This is a genomic window from Hymenobacter aranciens (assembly GCF_030580865.1).
Classification (GTDB): Bacteria; Bacteroidota; Bacteroidia; order Cytophagales; family Hymenobacteraceae; genus Hymenobacter; species Hymenobacter aranciens.
Genome location: NZ_JAUQSY010000003.1, coordinates 1 through 20,721, shown reverse-complemented (window position 1 = coordinate 20,721; position 20,721 = coordinate 1). Strand labels below are relative to the sequence as shown.

Here is a 20,721-nt window from a genome sequence, read left to right as displayed (position 1 = left end):
GAAAGCGGCAAAAAAACAGCGCGGCTGATTAATGGCAGATAAAGCTGCGGGCAAGTTACCGGAAACCAGCCGGAGGCGCACTTGTAGAACTACGGGGGGCAGGTAGAAATTCCACACTTTGCGGTGCTGAGTAGTCAGATAACGCTTGCGGGAAACGACGAAGCAAGCTCTCCGGTCTGCCCGCAAATGGTAACCTAACCGGCGGCTCGGCGGAGTTTTTGGAAAACGGCGGCTCCGGGTCGGGCGCGGCTGGGTCGGTCCGGTTGCGGAAGCGGACATAGAGCGCATTCATCCCCAGCAGCAGTAAAACCATGAAAATGAATACGGCGGCCCGCACCAGGGTGTGGCTTTGGCGGCGGTCGAAGAACACCAGGCGCACTAGGTAGGCTGCCATGCCGGCCAGCACGGTGTAGCGAAAATCAGCCCGCCGCAGCAGCAGGCTGGCCGAGAATACGGCGAATACCTCCACCATCAGCAGGCCGGTGAGCAGAGGTTTGTCGAAGCTTTGAATCAAGAGCAGGCCCAGCACCGTGAACGCGGGATAGAGCAAGCTGGCTACCAGGGGCTGGTACGAAGGCATCAGCAAATTTTCCAGGCCAGTTAGGCCGCTGGGCCATTCCATCGTAGCGGAATAACCATTGTTCGCAGTGGCTGAGGAGCGCAACGCCAGAGCGGCGTAGGCATAACAAGGCCAGCACGACCACCGCCACGGCCCACCAGTCGGCAGATAACATGCGCTCGGGCGCCAAGCGCATCAGGCTGACACCAGCCGCGCCCAGAGCAGCCCATAGAGCAGCCGGCCATAGGCGCGCAGGCGGGCTTGGCGCGGTTGGTAGCTGGCGACCAATTGTTTCCAGCATTAGAGCGGCGGTAATGGCCCACTACGGGCTACCGAGCCGTGCGCACCTCGTGCACCACCGTCACGGTGGCCAGCGCCAGCTTAGCTTCCAGCAGCCCAGGGTTCAGGTGGTGCCAGGAATTGTAGCGTGGCTCGGCGGTGGAGGGCAGCACCAAGCCCAGGCCGCCGGTGAATAGCAGAAGTGCGGCGGAGCTGAAGTAGCGCATTAGTAATCCAATAAATAGCCTTTCGGTGGGCAGCACGCGACCAAAGTGTGGCAGCATAGCCAGGAACAACAGCACCAGCGCCAGGGTATTGTCGAACCATTCAAGCACCGGCCGCTGCTGGTGCCAGTAGAGGTGAAAGACGAAAAATCTGACGATGCTCAGCACCAATTGCCAACGCCATAGCTGCCGATAAGTCACAAAACGCTGAAAGCCGTGACGCTGGCCACCGCGCTCAGCGTGACCAGCGGGGGCGGCAGCACCACCAAACTCAGCACGACGTGCAACGAAGCCACCGCTTCGCGCCCGGCATTGTAAGCCAGCCACAGATTGACGCTGATATCCGTGAGTAGCAGGCCATAGGCCAGCGGCTCGCTGGCCCATTTCAGTCCCGGGATGCTGGACGCGCCCGCGCAGGCAAAACAGGAAAATGGCCGCCGCGCTACTCTGCAGCCAGCCGCGTAACTGCACGGCAAACGCCTGATTGCGCAAAGCCCAGCGCGCGCCCAGCAACGCCGCCGCGCTGCCCGAAATAAACCAGAACCGCGCAAAAGGCGTCACTCGCAGGGCCGCATAAATACCCAGCCCCCGTCACCAGAATAACAGCCTCGAGAATGCCCGTTCAGTCCTCCAGTAGCAGCGCCGAAGCGCGTTCCCAGAACGTCGGTTCGGGCGGGGCCACGGGGGCCGGCGGCTTGAGCAATGCGGGCGGCGCGGCTGGCGGCGTGCCTGAAACCGGCTCGGACAATAGCTCGGTAAGCGCTGGAGTGGACACTTTAGCTGGCTCTGCTGCCGACAGCAGTACGGGCAGTGATGGTACCACAACAGCAGGCTCGCACTCAACAACTAGTGCCGCAGCCACTATTGGCGGTGCTATATACTGGCGCGGGCTACACGACCGGCGCAGACGTTACTTCCGGCGACGCGGCGGCCGCAGCCAGGCGCTTCGCCAGCTGCTGCCGGAGCCGCTACAGCTCGGCGGCCTGCTGGTTTTGCTGCCGCAGCTGTTCTTCCAGCTCCCCCAAGCGCTTCTGCAAACCGCTGTAAATGTACGCAGCTACGCCGGCCGGCAACACCAGTAGATATTCCATGTGGCGCAAATAGCATAAATTCGGGCAATTTGTGCGGCCGCGAGCTTATTTCAGCAGCTGCTCCAGCAAGCTCAGGCTGTCGGCCAGGTCGGAACTGGTTTCGAAGTCCAGAGGCTTCACAATGTAGCCGCTGATGCCCAAGGCCTCGACCGCGCTACGGTCGGTTTCCATATCCGACGTAGTGGTGATGAACACCGGAATGGCCTGAAATTCCGCATTGGCGCGCAGCTCGGTCAGAAACTCCTCGCCGTTCATGCGGGGCATGTTGAGGTCGAGCAGAATCACCTCCGGCAGCGGCCGGATGGCCTCGACGCCGTTGCGGCCGAGCAGCAAATCAAGGGCTTCCTCACCGTTGAAAGCGGTGTAGAGCCGGTGGGGCACGTTGAACTTGGCGAAGGATTTCTCCGCCGTCATCGTGTCAAAAATATCGTCTTCTACTAACAGTACGGAACGCATGGCGCTTAATTTTTCGGCCAGGTAAAGAGGAAGGCGGCGCCCTGCCCCACGGCCGACTCTACCTGAATAGTGCCTTTTTGTTCGTCAATAATTTTCTTTACGATGCTTAGCCCGATGCCGGTGCTTTCCGCCGTGTGCCGGTCGCGCAGGGTCTGGAAGAGCAGAAATATCTTCTGGTGGTATTCGGGAGCAATGCCCGGGCCGTCGTCCTGCACCCGGAACTGGTAATAATTGCCGGCATCGGCACACGTCACGGCCAGGTGGCCGCGGCCGGTGTGGTGGTATTTCACGGCGTTGCTGAGCAGGTTGGTGAATACTTGCTGCAAGCTTAGCCGGTCCGTCACAAAGGTAGGCATGTTGGGGCCGATGCGCAGCTCAAAATCGGGCGGCACCACGAGTTCGCGCACATCCTGCAGCAATTGGGCCACGTCCACCTGCTCGTGCTGCTGGTTGGTGCGGCCAGCGCGGGCGTAGGCCAGCAGGCCGTTGATGAGGTCGTCGAGGCGGTTCAGGCGGCCCTTCATCTGGTCCAGGTACGTGCGCATCTGGGGCGACAGCTCGGTGGCCAGCTCGTCCTCAATCCATTTCACAATAGTGCTCACGCCCCGTAGCGGGGCTTTGAGGTCGTGCGAGGCCACGTAGGCAAACTGGTCGAGCTCCTTATTGCGCTTTTCGAGGGCGCCGAAGCTGTCGTGCAGCGTCTGCGTCATGCGGTTGAGCAGCGTAGCCAGGCTACCGAGGTTATCCTTCTCGGCATCTGAGATTTTTACCGTGTAGTCGCCGCGCACCACCTGCTCGGCCAGCTCGCGGATGGAGGCAATGCGCTGCTCCGTGCCCGCGTTCACGGCGGCCAGCTCGGCCTGCAGGCGGCGGTTGTCGGCCAGCTCGCGCACCACTTTGCGCACCAGCCCTACCACGATAACCACCGCCAGCACGGCCGATAGCAGCACCACAATGGGCGTGGCTTTCTCGAAAATCTCCTGCGTGGCACTGCGCTGGGCCAGTAGCTCCAGCTCGTTGATTCTGATGCGGCCGTACACCATGCGCACCTGCTTCATGGTCTGCCGGTCGGTATCGAGCAGCGTCCGCATCGCCGCCCGGTCCATCGAGGCTTGCTGGTCCACAAGGGGCCGCAGGATGCGAAACTCCTGCTCCACCAGGCTGCGCAGCGAATCAAGCCGCAGCTGCTGCTGGCTGTTGTCGATGGTTAGCTCATCCACGCGTTTCAGGCTGGTCGGCAGCTGCCCCGAGGCCAGACTGTACGGCCGCAAATAGGCCGTATCGCCGGTCAGCAGATAGCCGCGCATGCCGGCCTGGGCATCTTTCAGCACGGCCGTAATGGCCTCTACCTCTTGCAGTACCTGGTAAGTATGCTCGACGCGGGTGGTTTGCCGGCTCAGCCCGCGAATGCTCCAGAACGAAGCCGCCGAGGTGAGCAGCAGCACCCCCACGGCAATGGCAAAGCCAAGTTGGATTTTCAGGTCGGTTTGGGTTCGCATGGGGCTAAAGGTACGCGCGGGCTCAACGCACCGGCGGCCCGCAAGGTTGGGGCTGCACGGGCGGCGGCCGTATCTTCGCCCCATGCTCCCCGCCCCCACCGACCGCCTCAGCAGCCCCCAAAACCCGCGCATCAAGCAGCTCCTGCGCCTGCAGCAGAAAGCCGCCGAGCGCCGCGAATTGGGCCTCACGCTGGTGGAAGGCCTGCGCGAGCTGACCATTGCGGTAGAAGCGGGCGTGACCGTGGCGGCCCTCTACACCTGCCCCGAGCTGGGCGGCGAAACGGGCCAGCGCGCCATCCAAAGCCTGCTGGCGCCCCAGCGCCCCGCCCCGGAGTGGTTCGAGGTCACGCGCCCGGTTTTCGAAAAAGTAGCCTACCGCGAAAGCTCCGACGGCATCCTGGCCGTGCTGCGCACCCCGCACAGCACCCTCGCCGACCTGCGCCTGCCCGCCAACCCGCTTCTGCTGGTGCTCGAAGCCGTCGAAAAACCCGGCAACCTCGGCGCCATCCTGCGCACCGCCGACGCTGCGCCCGTCGATGCCGTGCTCATCGGCGACCCGCGCACCGACTTGTATAATCCCAACGCCATCCGGGCCAGCATCGGTTGCGTGTTCACGGTGCCCACGGTGGCGGCGCCGATGTCGGCCATTCTGGAATTTCTGCGGGCGAAGGGGATTCGCAGCTACGCTGCTGCGCTCACGCCCACGGCCCGGCCCTACACCAACTACGACTTCACCACGCCTACTGCCCTGGTGCTGGGCACCGAGGCCGACGGCCTCACCACAGCCACTCAACAGGCTTGCGACGAAACCATTATCATTCCCATGATGGGCCGCATCGACTCGCTCAACGTGAGCGTGGCGGGGGCGGTGCTGGCCTTCGAGGCCGTGCGGCAGCGCAAGCTGGCCTGAGTGGCCGGCAGTACGCTGGCAGCTTAAGGAATGTGGCGTATTTTGCCCAGCGTTAACCAGTTCGTTTGGCCATGCTGCCTTCTTTTCTTCGATTTTGCGTGCCGGCCTCGCTATGGCCGCGTTTATTGCTGGCGGGGCTGGTTACGGGTTTAGTGCTGGGTGCCTGCGGCTCGGCCAAAATTATCCGCAATGACCGTCGGGCCGCGCCGCTGGTCGTGCGTTACACAATTAGAAGAACGAACCTACTGTTTTTCATAGAGGTGAACCGCGACACCTTGCGCACCGAGTTTTTGTATAATAAAGCCTTGCAGGTGCCATCCGGCACCTGTTTGCCTGACAGTAAGCAGGTGTATTTTTCCCAAAGCCTGCGACTGCCCGGCCCGGAGCCGCGCTGGTTGGTCCGGGCGCAATGCCCAAACACCGATTCAGTGTTTTTGCTGCGTGTGCCAACTACGGGGCCCGTGTGGCTACGTATGGGGCCGGCGCCCAGAATGTTGCTGCGCTATTCTATCCGCTGGCTGGCCGACGGCACGGCGCTGTGGCTGGCGGGCCACGACGAGACCGGCACACTGCTCGATTTCAACACTATGCAAGCCTCACCAACGTGGCTGCCGGCTTTGCCAATCGGTGGTAACAATGCCCCTGTTTACTCGCTCTCGCCCGACCGGCGCGTAATAGCCCGCCTGTACAGCCCCGATACCACTACGCGTTACCCGCGTGTTTACGTTGACGGCGCCTGGCAGAGGCGCCAGTCGAAGACAGCACCGCAATTAATTATCAGCGAATACAATATCGATACGCATAGTCCGCAGAACCTGACGCTGGACGGCATCTACGTGCATGAAGTTGAATTGCTGAACTTCGTAGAGTGGACCCGTCCCGCCGGTAGCCCTTGGACGCTGCGCCTGCGGAAACCCCGGCCGTAACTCTTTGCGTAAGAACATAGCATGAGCGAACACCGAACTATCCGCGTCCACGGCCGCGTGCAGGGCGTTTTCTTCCGCGAGTCGACCCGGAAGCTGGCCGAAAAGCTCGGCCTTTGTGGCTTTGCCCGCAACAACGCGGATGGCACCGTCACCATCGAGGCCGAAGGCTCGCCCGAGGCCCTCGACCACTTGGAGCAATGGTGCCGGCATGGGCCACCCGTCGCGCGAGTCGATAAAATAGAGGTGCAGCGCGGCGAAATGCAGCAGTACACAGCATTTGAAGTGCGGCGCAGCTGAACGAGCAATGAACCTATTGCTAATAGGCTGGCTACAAAAATATTATCATCCCAATGATAGACCGCATCGAGTCGCTCAATATGAGCATGGCTGAGGCCGTGTGGCAACGCACGACCACTTAGGCAGCCGCACCGGGGTTTTCCAATTTCGTGACGCGGGTTTTCAGGTCGTCAACGTCAGTTTTGACCTCACCACAGTGGGCAGTTTGCCGGTCCATAGCTTCCAGAATGGCCGTGGTCATGTTGTTGAACAACTGTTCCATCCTTGCCTGCCCTTCACGCATCTCTTGACGCATACCACCTATTTCTTCGCGCATAGCATGCTGCTCAATGAGAATCTCAGCTACTACTTCGGGTAAGTCGCGTTTGCTGCGTCCGTTGGCATCCATGAGATTAAAAAGTAAAATATACCCGCAAGGTAGTAACGAAAGCTAGACAAAAAAAGGTGCGACCAACGGCCGCACCTTTTTTTGTTTAATTGCCTAAGGCTATTTAGTCCGAAGACTTAGCGTAGCGCAGACGCTCGTTTTCATCGAGGAAAATCTTGCGCATGCGCACCGATTTCGGCGTCACTTCCAGGTACTCATCCTTCTGAATGTACTCCATAGCATCTTCGAGCGAGAACTGGCGCTTGGGCGCGATTTTCACGTTGTCGTCGGTGCCGCTGGCGCGCATGTTGGTCAGCTTCTTACCTTTTTGAATGTTGATGGTCAGGTCGTTCGGGCGGGTGTGCTCGCCGATTACCTGGCCGCCGTACACTTCCTCACCCGGGTCGATGAAGAACACGCCGCGGTCCTGCATCTTGTCGATGGTGTAGGCGGTGCCGGGGCCGCTTTCCAGCGAAATCAGCGAGCCCGAGATGCGGCCCGGAATCTGGCCCTTGAAGGGCTCGTAGCTGGCGAAGCGGTGGTTCATGATGGCCTCACCAGCGGTGGCGGTCAGCACGTTGTTGCGCAGGCCGATGAGGCCGCGGCTCGGAATATTGAACTCCAGGTGCTGCAGGTCGCCCTTTGGCTCCATGATTGTCAGCTCGCCTTTGCGCATGGTCACCAATTCGATAACCTTACCAGCGGTTTCCTCGGGCACGTCCACTACCAAGTGCTCCACGGGCTCCAGGCGGTTGCCGTTGTCGTCCTCTTTATAGAGCACCTGCGGCTGGCCGAGCTGCAGCTCGTAGCCCTCGCGGCGCATCGTTTCGATGAGTACCGACAAGTGTAGAATGCCGCGGCCATACACCAGGAAGGTGTCCTCGCGGTCGGTTTCGTGCACGCGCAGGGCCAGGTTTTTCTCGGTTTCCTTGAACAGACGGTCGCGCAGGTGGCGCGAAGTCACGAACTTACCTTCCTTGCCGAAGAACGGCGAGTTGTTGATGGTGAAGAGCATGTTCATCGTCGGCTCGTCGATGCTGATGCGCTCCAGCGGCTCGGGGTTTTCGGCATCGGCTAGCGTATCGCCGATGTCGAAGCCTTCGATGCCGGTCACGGCGCAGATTTCGCCGCTGCCTACTTCACCTACCTTCACGCGGCCCAGACCTTCGAAAATCTGCAGCTCCTTGATGCGAACCTTTTTAATGCTGCCATCAGCTTTGCAGAGGCTCATTTGGGCGCCTTCTTTCAGCGTACCGCGTTGCACGCGGCCGATGGCAATACGGCCCACAAACGACGAGTAGTCGAGCGAGGTCACCTGCATTTGCGGCGTGCCTTCGTTGGAAGGCGCCGGCGGGATGGAGGCAATAACGGCGTCGAGCAGGGGCACGATGCTGTCGGTTTTCTCTTTCCAGTCGGTGCTCATCCAGCCTTGCTTCGACGAGCCGTAGAGGGTCACGAAATCGAGCTGGTCCTCGGTGGCGCCGAGGTTGAACATGAGGTCGAATACCTGCTCGTGCACCTCGTCGGGGCGGCAGTTCTCTTTGTCAACTTTGTTGACTACTACGATGGGTTTCAGGCCCAAATCGATGGCTTTGCCGAGTACGAAGCGCGTCTGCGGCATGGCGCCTTCGAAGGCATCGACCAGCAGTAGCACGCCGTCGGCCATTTTCAGCACCCGCTCCACCTCGCCGCCGAAGTCGGCGTGACCAGGGGTGTCGATGATGTTGATTTTAACGTCTTTGTAGCGAACCGATACGTTTTTGGATACGATGGTAATGCCGCGCTCCCGCTCCAGGTCGTTGTTGTCGAGGATGAGGTCATCGAACTGCTGGTGAGCGTCGAAGATTTTGGAGGCGTGGATAATTTTATCTACGAGAGTGGTTTTGCCGTGGTCAACGTGAGCGATGATGGCAATATTACGAATGTTTTGAGCCATGAGGGTCTGTTTTTGCGGGTGCAAAGGTACGGAGAAATTAGCGCAAATCCTTATGGTAATCAAGGATTAACAACCAGGCTTTGCCGCCACCCGCAACGGCAAGGCTCTGATTATACAAGAGCTTGGCCCTAAAGCCGTGAGCCTTAGCGAAGGTTCCCCGCCATTTTTTTCCGCGCCGCGCAAGACCGAACCGCACTGCCGCGCCGTACGTTGTGCCGGTATTCCTTAAGCCTCTTTTCCCATGCGATTCCCGTTTCTGCTGGCCCTCGTGTCGCTGCTGACGCTCAACTCGGCCTGCTCCCAGAATTCCAAATCCACCAAAGTGGCTACCGGCCCTCACGGTGCCACGGTGCAGGAAAAAAAATACTTCCAGCCCAAGCCCGTTACTGGCAAACCCGATGAATACCCGGTGCGCAAAACCGACGCGGAATGGAAAGCCCAGCTCTCTCCCAAACAGTACTACATTCTGCGGCAAGAAGGTACGGAGCGCGCTTTTTCCAATCCATTACACAAAGAGCACCGCGCCGGCAACTTCTACTGTGCCGCCGACCACAACCTGCTCTTCACCTCGGCCACCAAATTCGATTCCGGCACCGGCTGGCCCAGCTTCTGGGCGCCGGCTACGGATAACAGCCTGAAAGTAAAATCGGACGAAAGCTACGGCATGAGCCGCGACGCAATTGTGTGTGCCAAGTGCGGCGGCCACCTCGGCCACGTATTCAACGACGGACCCGAGCCCACCGGCCAGCGCTACTGTATGGACGGCGACGCGCTGAAATTCGAGCCCAAGTAAGCTCGACGATACTTTTCGGGGGTAATGTATAAATCGAGGCCCTCCGGCAAACCAAGCCGGGGGGCTTCTGCGTTAGTCTTGCGCTTCGCGCAGCAACCTTTATGGCTGCTTAGCGCTCTTGCTTCTTACTATCATACTTCTCTCTACTACTACCGATGAGTAACTCTCACGACCCAATTCATTTTCTGCAACAAGAAATAGCCCAGACCCGACGCGTGCTGTTGAATAATGGATTGTACTACCGCCTGCAAACCTTACCCGATTTGCAGCGCTTCATGGAGCATCATGTGTTCGCCGTCTGGGATTTTATGTCGCTGCTGAAATCGTTGCAGCGCGGCCTGACCTGCGTGGAAGTACCCTGGGTGCCCAGCAAAAACCCGGCGACGCGCCGCCTGATTAACGAAATTGTACTGGAAGAAGAAAGTGACGTGGACCAGCACGGCCAGCCAGCCAGCCACTTCGAACTATATCTGCGGGCCATGGACGAGTGCGGCGCCGATACCGGCCCTATCCGCCGTCTGCTGGCGGCGCTGGCTGCCGGCCGTTCTGTGAGCGAGGCGCTGGCGGCGGCGCAAGTGCCCAACTCGGTGCGGCAATTCGTCGAAACTACGTTTTCCATCATCAATACCGGGCGCAGTTGTCTGGTAGCTGCAGCCTTCACCTTTGGGCGGGAAGATGTAATTCCGGCCATGTTCCGGCAGCTGGTTGGCGAATTGCGCGATAAGTTTCCGGGCCGGCTCGACACGTTTACTTACTACCTTGACCGTCATATTGAGCTGGATGAGGAAGTACATGCTCCCCTGGCGCAGCAGATGGTACGCGAGCTATGCGGCGACGACCCGCAGTGCTGGCAGGATTGCCAGCAGGTAGCCATCCGCTGCATGGAGGCCCGCATGATACTCTGGGACGGCATCAAACCCACTCACACCCAGCCGGCATTGGCGGCCTAGTCCCCCGAACTTGCCCGGCCCGGCATACGTTTCAGGAGGGTTGCCCGGTATTCGGGCGGCCTTTTTCCTAATTATGACTTTCCTGCCCGTTTTTTCTCGTCTTATTCCAGTAGCCGCGCTGGCGCTGCTGGCCGCCTGCACCGCCACCGAGCAATCGGGCGAAACGGCCGCGCCCAGCACCGGCATCCCTACCGAAGTGCGCACCGACGCCGACCGCCGCGCCATCTATAACAACAACGGCGTGGCCCCCGCCGTACCCGACGCTACGCCCAACCGCATGCGCCTCGGCGAGCAGGCCGCCGATATCAACCGCCGTAAGCGCGTCGAAAATGTGAACACCAACGACGCCAACAATACCACGCCCGAAACCCGTCTCCGGCGCCTCGATTACAGCTCGCCGCTACCAGACACGATGCGACGCTAGAGTTGGGTTATGAGTTAAAAATCAGGAGTTATGAGTTGAGAGCACCGCTTTTGTCTCCCAACTCATAACTCCTGATTTTTAACTCATGACGCAATTATGCGCTTACTTCACCGGTGCCCGGGCTGTCGGCCGAGTTGGTTACGTCATTGGCCTCCGGGGCCAGTTGCACGCGGGGCTTGGGGCCGCGCTTGGCGCCGGTGGCGGGGGTGCCGGGCTTGGGGCCGCGCCGTTTGGGAGCGGCAGCGGCGGCTTCTTTCACCTCAGCAGTAGTGCGGCGGGGGCGGCGCTGCTTCGTCGGGGCTTCGGCGGCGGGGGCGCTGGTTTCGGCCGCGGTGGGCGTGGTGCTCACCGAATCGTAGTGCTGCACGATGGTGTGCAGGGCCTGCTCGAACATGCGTTCGGTATCGAGGTCGAGGCGGCGGGTGGCCTCCTTCACGACATCCTTCAGCTTCGCTTTCGTTTCTTTGCGGATGCGAGTCACAACTTCGCTCATGCGCTTGTCAAGTTCCTTCTGGAGCTGCTTGGCTGCCGACTTGAGCGATTTTTTCTGGCTGGCTTTGTTTGCGGCGCGGTCATCCGCGAGGTCGGCCGAAGCGCGGCGGGCTACTTTATCCGATTTGCGTTCCGATTTGCGGGCCGCTTTTTCTTCCGGTGTGCGCTTGGCGCGCTTCTCCTTTTCCGGAGCCGCTTGAGCAGGTTTTTTCATGCGTAAAGAATGGTTGATAAGGGTTAAGACGGGGGTAATATTTCGGCTGACTCACATTCGACTGCAAATAACCGAATAACAAGCCGCTGAACAGGCATCAAACGACTGAATAGCGTTTTTTGTTAATTTATTTTTCAGCAGCTCAAGAAATTAATTCTGATTTAATTAAAAACAGACGCTTCCAACTGGCAATTGCAGCCAAAAGCAAACCTGTTTCTTCCCTAAAAATGGCTTTACCCAAACGTTACACTGTCACCGCTGCCCTGCCGTATGCTAATGGTCCCGTGCATATTGGCCACCTGGCCGGTGTGTATTTACCAGCCGATATTTATACCCGCTACCTGCGCTCGGTGGGCCGCGACGTAAAATTTATTTGCGGCTCCGATGAGCACGGCGTGCCCATTACCATCCGGGCCCAGAAAGAAGGCGTGACGCCGCAGCAAGTGGTTGATAAATATCACGCCCTGATTCGCGACTCGTTCCAGGATTTCCACGTTTCCTTTGATGTGTATTCGCGCACTTCGTCGAAAACGCACGCCGAAGTTTCGAGCGGCTTTTTCAAAAAGCTGTACGAGGAAGGCAAATTCATCGAGCAAACCACACAGCAGTACTACGACGAAAAGGCTCAGCAATTTCTGGCCGACCGCTACATCGTGGGTACTTGTCCGAATTGCGGCAATGAAAACGCCTACGGTGACCAGTGTGAGCGTTGCGGCACCTCTCTCAGCCCCACGGAATTAATTAGCCCGCGCTCGATGCTGAGCGGCGCGCCGCCCGTGCTGCGCGATACCAAGCACTGGTTTTTGCCCCTCGACCAGTACGAGCCCTGGCTGCGCGAATGGATTGTGGAAGGCCACAAAAGTGATTGGAAAACCAACGTGTACGGCCAGTGCAAATCGTGGATTGACCAGGGCCTGCACCCTCGCGCCGTGACGCGCGACCTCGACTGGGGTGTGCCCGTGCCGGTGCCCGGCGGCGAGGGCAAAGTCCTGTACGTGTGGTTTGATGCGCCCATCGGCTACATCTCGGCCACCAAGGAAGCCTTCCCCGAAGAATGGGAAACTTACTGGAAGGACCCGGAAAGCAAATTGGTGCATTTCATCGGCAAGGACAATATTGTATTTCACTGCATCATTTTCCCCACGATGCTGAAGGCGTACGGCGACTACATTTTGCCGGACAATGTGCCGGCGAATGAATTCCTGAACCTGGAGGGCGACAAAATCAGTACCTCGCGCAACTGGGCTGTGTGGCTACACGAGTACTTGGCCGATTTCCCTGGGCAGGCCGACGTACTACGTTACGTATTGTGCGCCAACGCGCCCGAGACGAAAGACAACGACTTCACCTGGAAGGATTTTCAGGCGCGGAATAATAACGAACTGGTCGCTACGCTGGGCAATTTTGTGAACCGCGCCGCCGTGCTGACGCACAAGTTTTTCGAAGGCAAAGTGCCGGCGCAGGGCGAATTAACTGATTCGGACCAGGAGACGCTGAAACAAGCGGCAGAATTTCCGGCGAAAATCGGTGAGCTGATTGAGAATTACCGTTTCCGCGATGCGCTGGCGGAAGTACTGAATTTGGCGCGCCTGGGAAATAAATATCTGGCCGATACGCAGCCCTGGCATTTAATTAAAACCGATGCCGGGCGCACGGGCACGGTGCTGCACGTAGCGCTGCAAATTGCGGCCGCGCTGGCGCCGCTGCTGGAGCCCTTCCTGCCCGAATCAGCCCACAAGCTGAGCAACATGCTGAATATTCCGCTGGGCAAGTGGGACAGCGCGGCGCAGCTAAATGCGCTGACGGCCGGGCTGCAACTGCAGGAGCCCGCACTGCTATTTGGCAAAATTGAAGATGCCACAGTGGAAGCGCAGGTGCAGAAACTGCTCGATACCAAAAAGGCCAACCAACTGGCCAATGCGCCGGTGGTAGCGGCCAAGGAAAATATTTCCTTCGAGCAGTTTCAGCACATTGATTTGCGCGTGGGGACGATTATCGCCGCCGAGAAAGTAGCCAAAACCAAGAAGCTGCTGAAGCTGACCGTGGACACCGGCCTCGACCAGCGCACCATTGTGAGCGGCATCGCGGAATATTTTATTCCCGAAGCGCTGATTGGGCAACAGGTGCAGGTGCTGCTGAACCTAGCCCCGCGTGAGATTAAAGGCATTCAGAGTCAGGGCATGCTGCTGCTGGCGGAGAATGCTGATGGCTCGCTGGCGCTGATGCAGCCGGGGCAGCCGGTGCGCAATGGCAGCGGAATTAATTAAGTCTCGGCTGTCATGCTTCACTGCGTTCAGCATGACAGTTCTTTTTAACCAAACCTCATCCCATGCACATCCACCTCCGCGCCAAACCCAATGCCTCGGCCAATGTGCTGCTGCGGGCGGCCGACGGCTCGCTGGTAGTGCGCCTGAAAGCGCCCGCGCAGGATGGCAAGGCCAACGCCTGCCTGCTGGCGTATCTGGCGCAGGTGTTTGGGGTGAGTAAAAGCCAAGTGGAATTGCTGAGCGGGCACACGGCGCCGTTCAAGAAAGTGGGCATCGACCTAGATGAAGCGGAGGGTCAGGCACGTCTGCAGCAGGTATTGGCCCACGCTCACTAGCTATTCCATCAGGCCCAGCAGGGCACCGTAGGTGCCGTTCACTACTTCGGCCATTCGATTAAAATCCAATGTATCGATGGTGTCGGTGGGCTGGTGATAGTGTGGATTGCGTAGAAAGGAAGTGTCGTTAATCATGACGGCATCGTAGCCGTAGCGCCAGTAATTGCGGTGGTCGGATAGTTTAGACAGTGCCAGTTCTTCCGGCAGATTGACGTGCTGTACGTCGATGGCTGCCTGAGCCTGCATCAGTTGCTGCACGCGCTGGGTGAAGCTTTCCTGACCGGTTTTGCCCACCACGATGATAAAATTACCAATGCTGGGAAACTGGCTGGCGAGGGCTTCATTCGGGAAAAGCTGGGAGTTTGGCTCGTTGCTGAAATAGCCAATCATCTCATAGCAGAGCATGGCGCGCACCGCCACCCCGGCTTGGTGCAGGGCTGCCGCGTGCACGGCACTACCCATGTAATCGGTAGCGAAATAAGGTGGCTCCTCGTTGGGATAAGCCACAAAATCAACCCGGTATCCCAACGCAGGCTGATGCTCATTCAGCAGACGCGCCGTTTCGAGCAGGCCCGCCACGGCGCTGGCGTTGTCGTCGGCGCCTGGTTGGTCGCCGCACACATCGTAGTGCGCGCCCACCACAATGCGGTCGGCAGCGGGCGGCCCAAAGGAGGCGATGATATTACGGTACTGCCGGCCGTCAGCCTCAAACTGCTGCTCCGTGACGTTACATCGCAGCTCTTCGAACGCGGCTTTCAGGTAATCGGCGGCGCGGTTGAGCGACTCCAGGTTGTAGCAGTTGCGGGCCGGCTGCAAGGCGGTAAGAAAAGCAACATCGGCGTAGAGGCGGTTATGGTCGGCAGGCATGGTATTCTCGTAAGTGAGCCGCCAATCTACTACTCTACGGCCGGAATTGAGCTTGGCAAATCCTAATTTAACGCGGGCTTAATGCTAAACCGCGGCTGGTGCCTTACCTTCCGGCCAAATTCTCACCCCCTTCCCCTATGCTGGTGCGTTACCGCTTTTTGCCGTTGCTGCTGATGTTGCTGACGGCCACCTTTTCGTGCTCCAAAAAGACGGCCGAGGAGCAGGCCGCCGAAACCGCTAAGGGCGACGGCGAGGAAATCGACCCATACTCCAATCTCGTGTTCACCTTCGATGAAAAGGTGGTCGACGACGCGCAATTGAACCGCTGGGACACCACGCGCTACGTCACGTTTTCGCCCAACGTGCGCGGCAAATTCAAGTGGACCGGCGACCGGGAGCTGACGTTTTCGCCGCTGGAACCCTTCCGGCCCAGCACGGTTTTTAACGCCGCGCTGCGCCCACAGGCCATGCCCAGCGGCAAGCAGAAGCTGGCGCTCAACCGCGCGAAATTCCACACGCCCTACCTGCAGATGGGCGACCCGCAGGCGTTTTACGGCCGCTCGGCTCGCGCCACGGGTACGGCCGAGCTGCGGGCCAACTTGGTATTCAACTACCCCGTGCGGCCGGCCGACCTGCGCTCGCGCCTGAAAGTGACCCAGGACGGCAAGCCGGTAGCAGTAGAAATCAGCTCGGCGGAGCCGGATAAGATGGTGGCGGTAACGTTTATGCAGGAGGTGCGCACCGGCTCGCCGGTAGAAGTGGAGGTGGCGCCGGGGCTGAAGCCGGCGGCCGGCTCCACGGCTACCGAGAAGCCGCTCACGGCCCAGGTGCAGGTGCCCGACCAGTCGGCGCTGGAAGTGCGCGAGCTGACGGGCGCGCTGCTCAACGCCGAGCCGGTGGTGACGGTGCTCACCAGCCAGCCGGTGGCGGTGGCCGACATTCAGAATCAATTGACGGTGACGCCGGCGGTGGCTTTTGCGGTGGAGGCGCTGGAGAGCGGCTTCACGCTCAAGGGCGGCTTCGAGGTGGGCAAGACTTATCAGATTGGACTGGCGGCGGGCACGCGCGGCCTGCTGGGCGGCGTGCTGACTAGTGCCTACAGCCAGGCGGTTTCGTTTGGCGCGGAGCGGCCGAGCATCAGCTTTACCAATGGCGAGAAGGCCATGTACCTGGGGGCGAATGGCAACCGCAACCTGGGCTTGCGCATCAACGAGGTGGCCAAGGTAAAGGTGACCATCGCCAAGGTGTACGCCAACAACATTCAGGCGCTGCTGCGGAGCGGCGAGCAGTACGGCTACAATTACGACGAGGAAGGCGGCAGCGAGTACGAAGGCGGTGATGAGGAAGACGGCGAGGGCGGCTACGTGGACCACAGCTACCGCTACTACGAAACCGAAAACCTCGGCGACATCCTGTCCGAGCGCACCGTGTCGGTGGATGCGTTGCCGAAGCAGGCGGGGCTGCGGCTGCTGAACCTGAGCTTGAAAGACCTGGAGTTTCAAGGGCCGATGAAGGGGCTGTACGTGGTGCGGGTGCAGGACACCGAGCGGCAATGGCTGCAGGTGAGCAAGCTGGTGGCCGTGACCGACGTGGGCCTCATCGTGAAGGAGAGTGCCAGCGGCATCACCGTATTTGCCAACTCGCTGCGGGCGGCCGAGCCGCTGAGCGGGCTGACCGTGAACCTGGTGAGTACCAACAACCAGATTGTAGGCACGACCACGACCAGCGCGGCCGGCGTGGCCGAATTTGACTCCGTGACCTTGCAGCACCGCTTCAAGCTGGGCATGATTACGGCGGTGAAGGACGCCGACTTTACCTTTCTGGACATGAGCCGCAGCCGGGTGGAAACCTCGCGCTTCGAGGTGGGCGGGCTGCAATCGAACGCGGCGCGCTACCAGGCTTTCTTGTACGGCGACCGGGACTTGTACCGGCCCGGCGACACGGTGCGCACCAACACCATCGTGCGGACCGAGGACTGGCAGACGCCCCCCGCCGGGCTGCCCATGAAAATCCGCCTGCTGCTGCCCACCGGCAAGGAATACGCCGCCCTGCGGCCCAAGCTCACGGCGGCGGGCTCGTTCGAGAGCCGCTTCATCCTGCCGCCGAGCATCATGACCGGCCTCTACACCCTGGAAGTGCTGACCGGCAACGACGTGCTGCTGACCTCGCGGCAAATCAGCGTGGAGGAATTCATCCCCGACCGGCTGAAGCTGGTGGTGACGGCTTCCCCCACCGTGCTCAAGCCCGGGCAGGACGTGACGGCCCGCCTGACGGCCACCAACCTCTTCGGCCCGCCGGCTTCGGACCGGAAATACGAGGTAGAGTTTTCGCTGAAAGAGAAAGTTTTTGCCCCCAAGAAATACGAGAACTTCGACTTCGCCATCAACACCGGCGAGCGGCGGCGCAACCGCTACGAGGAAATCCCCTCGCCGGTGTCGCGCTTCGAGAAGACCGTGCGCGAGGGCGAAACCGACGCCAACGGCCAGGGCATGGCCACTTATACGGTACCCGACTACCCCGACCTCGGCACGCTGGAGGGCACGGCCTTCGCCACGGTGTTTGACGAAACCGGGCGGCCGGTGAACCGGCTGGCGACCTTCGAGGTGCAGACGCAGAGCACGATGTTCGGCATCGGGCGGGTGAGCGACCTGGTGAGCACGCGGCAGGCGGTGCCGGTGCGGCTGGTGGCCCTCACGCCCAAGGGCGCGCCCACGGCGGCCCCGGCGCAGGTGCGGGTGGTGCGGCTGCTGTGGGAAACGGTGCTGGAGCGCCAGGGCGGGCGCTACGTGTACAATTCGCAGCAGCGCGAGCAAGTCATTCTGAATAAGCCGATGAACGTGGGCGCCAATTCGAGCTTCAGCTTCACGCCGATGTATTCGGGCGAGTACGAGGTGCGGGTGAGCCGGCCGGGCGCGGCCAGCTACGTGGCGCAGAGTTTCTACGCCTACGGCTACGGCGACACGCAGGCGAATTCGTTTGAGGTGAACAACGAGGGCGAGGTGAGCATCGAGCCCGACAAGGCCAGCTACGAGCCGGGCGAAACGGCCAAGCTGCTGCTGAAATCGCCGTTTGCCGGGCGCATCCTGGTGACGGTGGAGCGCGGCAAATTGCTGCAACACTTCTACGTGAACACCGACCAGAAATCGGCCGAGGTCAAAATCGACATCAAGGCCGAGCACGTGCCCAACGTGTACGTGACGGCCACCGCCATCCGGGCCATTACCGACAACCGCCTGCCGCTGACCGTGGCCCGCGGTTTCGTGCCGCTGACGGTGGCCAAGCCGGAGGCCAGGCTGGCCGTGGCCATCAAGGCGCCGGCCGCCAGCCGCTCGCAGGTGTGGCAGACGGTGGAGGTGAGCACCGCCCCCCGCGCCCAGGTGACGCTGGCCATCGTGGACGAGGGCATCCTGCAAATCAAGAACTACCGCACGCCCGACCCCTACGGCTACTTCTACCAGAAGCGCGCCCTGGAAGTATCGGCCTACGATGTGTACCCCTTCCTGCTGCCGGAGCTGGGCAGCAGTAGCACGGGAGGCGACGCCTCCGAGTACGGCCGCCGCACCACGCCCGTGCCCAACCGCCGGGTGAAGCTGGTGGCCAAGTGGAGCGGCGTGCTCACCGCCGATGCCGACGGCAAAGTGCGCTACAAGCTGCGGGTGCCGCAGTTTTCGGGGGCGCTGCGCCTCATGGCCGTGGCATATAAGGACGATGCCTTCGGCTCGGCCGAGCACGAGATGAAGGTGGCCGACCCGGTGGTTATCAGTACGGCGCTGCCACGGTTTGCTAGCCCGGGCGACAGTCTTACCGTGCCGGTGACTTTCACGAATACCACCAGTAAGAAAATGGTTATAACAACCAACCTGGAGCTTAGCAAGCTTCTCAAACTGGCGGCAGCACCAGTCAGAGATACCCTCAGCTCCCGGGTAGTCACGCCAAGGGTCTTCACCTTATCAGTGGCTCCTAAGTCAGAAGGCCGTTTTACCTTCCATTTGAAGGTAGGTGATGGTATTGGAGAAGCCAGCTTGGCAGTTATAGCAACGGCTAAAAGTGCAGGGGCGGCTGCCTCAGAAACCTTCTCTGAGGAAATTAATCTGCCCATCCGCCCGGCCGCGCCGCTCGAAAAGCGCACCGGCAGCGGCGTAGTGGTCGGCGGGGATAGCTGGTATTCGTGGTCGGGGAGGGCCCCGCTCGACCTAAAAACCGACTTCCTGCCGGGCTCGCTGACCAGCTGGCTGGTGGTGAGCCGCTCGCCGCTGGCCGAGTTCAGCAAGGATTTGCGCTACCTGCTGCAATACCCCTACGGCTGCCTGGAGCAAACCACTTCGGCCGCCTTCCCGCAGCTGTACTACGGCGATTTGGCCGGCACCCTGCAGCAGCAAACCGGCAAGGCCGCCAAGGCCCAGCGCTACAACCCCAACTACCACGTGCAGGAGGCCATCCGCAAGATTGAGAGTATGCAGCTCTACAACGGCAGCCTGAGCTACTGGCCGGGCGGCGACTACGACAACTGGTGGGCCACGGCCTACGCCGCCCACTTCCTGCAGGAGGCCCAGCGCGCCGGTTTCGCCGTCAATACCGCGACGCTCGACAAGGTGCTGCGCTACCTGCAATTCCGCCTCAAGAAGCGCGAAACCGAACCCTACCGCTACTTCGACACGGGCGGAATTGCCCGCGAGCGCACCATCGCCAGCAAGGAAATTGCCTACTCGCTCTACGTGCTGGCCCTGGCCGGCCGCCAGGATGCCGTGGCCATGAACTACTACAAGGCCAACCGCCAGCTGCTGGCCGAAGACTCGAAATTCCTGCTGGCCTGCACCCAGGGCCTGCTCGGCAACCAGCGCCAGTTCCGGGCCCTGCTGCCGGGCCGCTTCGGCGGCGAGCGCGCCGCCGACCGCGCCCTCGACGGCTCGTTCTACTCGCCCATCCGCGACGAGGGCCTCGTGCTGAATGCCCTGCTCGAAACCGACCCCAACAACCCGCAAATCCCGGTGCTGGCCCGCCAGCTCAGCCGCCAGATGAAGGACGCCCGCTGGCTCAACACCCAGGAGCGCGCCTTCGCCCTGCTGGCCCTGGGCAAGGTGGCCCGCCGCAACGCCGGCAGCACCGCCACCGCCACCGTGCTGGCCGACGGCAAGCCCCTCGGCACCTTCTCCGGTAAAGACCTCAAGGTGCCGAACGTGCAAAACCGCAACCTCACCCTCAGCACCAAGGGCAAGGGCAGCCTCTACTACTTCTGGGAAGTGGAGGGCATTTCGGCCGGCGGCCAAGTACGCGAGGAAGACAGCTACCTCAAGGTGCGCCGCAGCTTCCTCACCCGCACCGGCCAGCCGGTGGACGTGCCCACCTTCAGCCAGAATGACCTTGTGGTGGTTAAAATCACCCTCGAAGCCGGCGACGCGGCGGGCACCGTGAAAAACGTCGCCATCACCGACCTGCTGCCGGCGGGCCTCGAAATCGAAAACCCGCGCCTCGGCGCCCTGCGCGAGCTCGACTGGGCCAAGGACGCCGCCCAGCCCGACTACCTGGACGTGCGCGACGACCGCATCAACCTTTTCACTACTGCCACCACCTCGCCCAAGTCGTTCTACTACCTGGCGCGGGCCGTGAGCAAGGGCACCTTCAAGCTGGGCCCGGTGAGCGCCGATGCCATGTACAACGCCGAGTACCACTCCTACAATGGGGCGGGCGTGGTGCGGGTGCGGTAGTAAGTATTTTGGCCCGGGCCGGAATATTTTTTTTGGGGGGCGGGGGGGGGGGGGGGGGGTCCGGGGGGGGGGGGGGGGGGGGGGTCTGGAGGGGGGGGGAAGGGGGCCTGTTGAGGGTGAGGGGGGGCGG

Annotated in this window: 19 protein-coding genes; 9 read left to right on the top strand and 10 right to left on the bottom strand. The window is 60.8% G+C overall.

Annotated elements, in window-relative coordinates; genetic code table 11:
• Positions 1–55: 55 nt before the first annotated feature.
• From Q5H93_RS04625 to Q5H93_RS04600, 6 genes are all read right to left on the bottom strand, one after another.
• Positions 56–622 carry a hypothetical protein gene (locus Q5H93_RS04625; RefSeq protein WP_305005328.1) on the bottom strand — a complete coding sequence of 189 codons (567 nt, stop codon included), beginning with the start codon at positions 620–622 and terminating at the stop codon, positions 56–58.
• 266 nt (positions 623–888) lie between these two features.
• A complete protein-coding gene (locus Q5H93_RS04620) occupies positions 889–1,263 on the bottom strand; it encodes a hypothetical protein (RefSeq protein WP_305005327.1) in 375 nt (124 codons plus the stop codon).
• On the bottom strand, positions 1,260–1,538 hold the full coding sequence (locus tag Q5H93_RS04615; protein ID WP_305005326.1) for a hypothetical protein: 279 nt from the start codon (positions 1,536–1,538) through the stop codon (positions 1,260–1,262). Before Q5H93_RS04615 ends, Q5H93_RS04620 begins: the two co-directional genes overlap by 4 nt.
• A 492-nt stretch (positions 1,539–2,030) precedes the next feature.
• The gene (locus Q5H93_RS04610; protein WP_305005325.1) at positions 2,031–2,153 is read right to left on the bottom strand and encodes a hypothetical protein; all 123 of its coding nucleotides are present in this window, start codon (positions 2,151–2,153) and stop codon (positions 2,031–2,033) included.
• Between the two features lie 45 nt (positions 2,154–2,198).
• Positions 2,199–2,609: a response regulator gene (locus tag Q5H93_RS04605; protein WP_305005324.1), complete on the bottom strand. Its 411-nt coding sequence runs from the start codon at positions 2,607–2,609 to the stop codon at positions 2,199–2,201.
• A 5-nt stretch (positions 2,610–2,614) separates the two neighbouring features.
• On the bottom strand, positions 2,615–4,108 hold the full coding sequence (locus Q5H93_RS04600) for a sensor histidine kinase (RefSeq protein WP_305005323.1): 1,494 nt from the start codon (positions 4,106–4,108) through the stop codon (positions 2,615–2,617).
• Between the two features lie 82 nt (positions 4,109–4,190).
• Here Q5H93_RS04600 and Q5H93_RS04595 point away from each other — a divergent pair, with 82 nt between their 5' ends.
• From Q5H93_RS04595 to Q5H93_RS04585, 3 genes are all read left to right on the top strand, one after another.
• Positions 4,191–5,018, top strand: coding sequence for a TrmH family RNA methyltransferase (locus tag Q5H93_RS04595; RefSeq protein ID WP_305005322.1), 828 nt, complete (start codon positions 4,191–4,193; stop codon positions 5,016–5,018).
• Positions 5,019–5,089: 71 nt separating this feature from the next.
• Positions 5,090–5,944 carry a hypothetical protein gene (locus Q5H93_RS04590; RefSeq protein ID WP_305005321.1) on the top strand — a complete coding sequence of 285 codons (855 nt, stop codon included), beginning with the start codon at positions 5,090–5,092 and terminating at the stop codon, positions 5,942–5,944.
• Between the two features lie 21 nt (positions 5,945–5,965).
• The gene (locus Q5H93_RS04585) at positions 5,966–6,241 is read left to right on the top strand and encodes an acylphosphatase (RefSeq protein ID WP_305005320.1); all 276 of its coding nucleotides are present in this window, start codon (positions 5,966–5,968) and stop codon (positions 6,239–6,241) included.
• Positions 6,242–6,359: 118 nt separating this feature from the next.
• Here the strand turns inward: Q5H93_RS04585 and Q5H93_RS04580 are convergent, their stop codons facing one another.
• Both Q5H93_RS04580 and typA read right to left on the bottom strand, forming a co-directional pair.
• On the bottom strand, positions 6,360–6,629 hold the full coding sequence (locus tag Q5H93_RS04580) for a hypothetical protein (RefSeq protein ID WP_305005319.1): 270 nt from the start codon (positions 6,627–6,629) through the stop codon (positions 6,360–6,362).
• 103 nt (positions 6,630–6,732) lie between these two features.
• Positions 6,733–8,544, bottom strand: a complete 1,812-nt coding sequence (gene typA, locus Q5H93_RS04575) for a translational GTPase TypA (protein ID WP_305005318.1) — start codon at positions 8,542–8,544, stop codon at positions 6,733–6,735.
• A 241-nt stretch (positions 8,545–8,785) separates the two neighbouring features.
• Between typA and msrB the strand changes: the two genes are divergently transcribed.
• From msrB to Q5H93_RS04560, 3 genes are all read left to right on the top strand, one after another.
• Positions 8,786–9,337 (top strand): peptide-methionine (R)-S-oxide reductase MsrB, encoded by a 552-nt coding sequence (gene msrB, locus Q5H93_RS04570; protein ID WP_305005317.1) that lies wholly within the window; start codon positions 8,786–8,788, stop codon positions 9,335–9,337.
• Positions 9,338–9,492: 155 nt separating this feature from the next.
• Positions 9,493–10,287, top strand: a complete 795-nt coding sequence (locus tag Q5H93_RS04565) for a DUF3050 domain-containing protein (RefSeq protein WP_305005316.1) — start codon at positions 9,493–9,495, stop codon at positions 10,285–10,287.
• Between the two features lie 73 nt (positions 10,288–10,360).
• The gene (locus Q5H93_RS04560; RefSeq protein ID WP_305005315.1) at positions 10,361–10,711 is read left to right on the top strand and encodes a hypothetical protein; all 351 of its coding nucleotides are present in this window, start codon (positions 10,361–10,363) and stop codon (positions 10,709–10,711) included.
• Between the two features lie 94 nt (positions 10,712–10,805).
• Here the strand turns inward: Q5H93_RS04560 and Q5H93_RS04555 are convergent, their stop codons facing one another.
• Positions 10,806–11,417, bottom strand: coding sequence for a hypothetical protein (locus Q5H93_RS04555; protein WP_305005314.1), 612 nt, complete (start codon positions 11,415–11,417; stop codon positions 10,806–10,808).
• 227 nt (positions 11,418–11,644) lie between these two features.
• On the opposite strand from Q5H93_RS04555, the gene metG reads away from it, so the two are divergent.
• Positions 11,645–13,684 (top strand): methionine--tRNA ligase, encoded by a 2,040-nt coding sequence (gene metG, locus Q5H93_RS04550; protein WP_305005313.1) that lies wholly within the window; start codon positions 11,645–11,647, stop codon positions 13,682–13,684.
• A 62-nt stretch (positions 13,685–13,746) separates the two neighbouring features.
• The gene (locus Q5H93_RS04545) at positions 13,747–14,019 is read left to right on the top strand and encodes a DUF167 domain-containing protein (protein WP_305005312.1); all 273 of its coding nucleotides are present in this window, start codon (positions 13,747–13,749) and stop codon (positions 14,017–14,019) included.
• Here the strand turns inward: Q5H93_RS04545 and Q5H93_RS04540 are convergent, their stop codons facing one another.
• Complete coding sequence (locus tag Q5H93_RS04540; protein WP_305005311.1) at positions 14,020–14,886, bottom strand: M28 family peptidase; 867 nt, start codon at positions 14,884–14,886, stop codon at positions 14,020–14,022.
• Positions 14,887–15,023: 137 nt separating this feature from the next.
• Between Q5H93_RS04540 and Q5H93_RS04535 the strand changes: the two genes are divergently transcribed.
• Positions 15,024–20,591 (top strand): alpha-2-macroglobulin family protein, encoded by a 5,568-nt coding sequence (locus Q5H93_RS04535; RefSeq protein ID WP_305005310.1) that lies wholly within the window; start codon positions 15,024–15,026, stop codon positions 20,589–20,591.
• Positions 20,592–20,721: the final 130 nt, after the last annotated feature.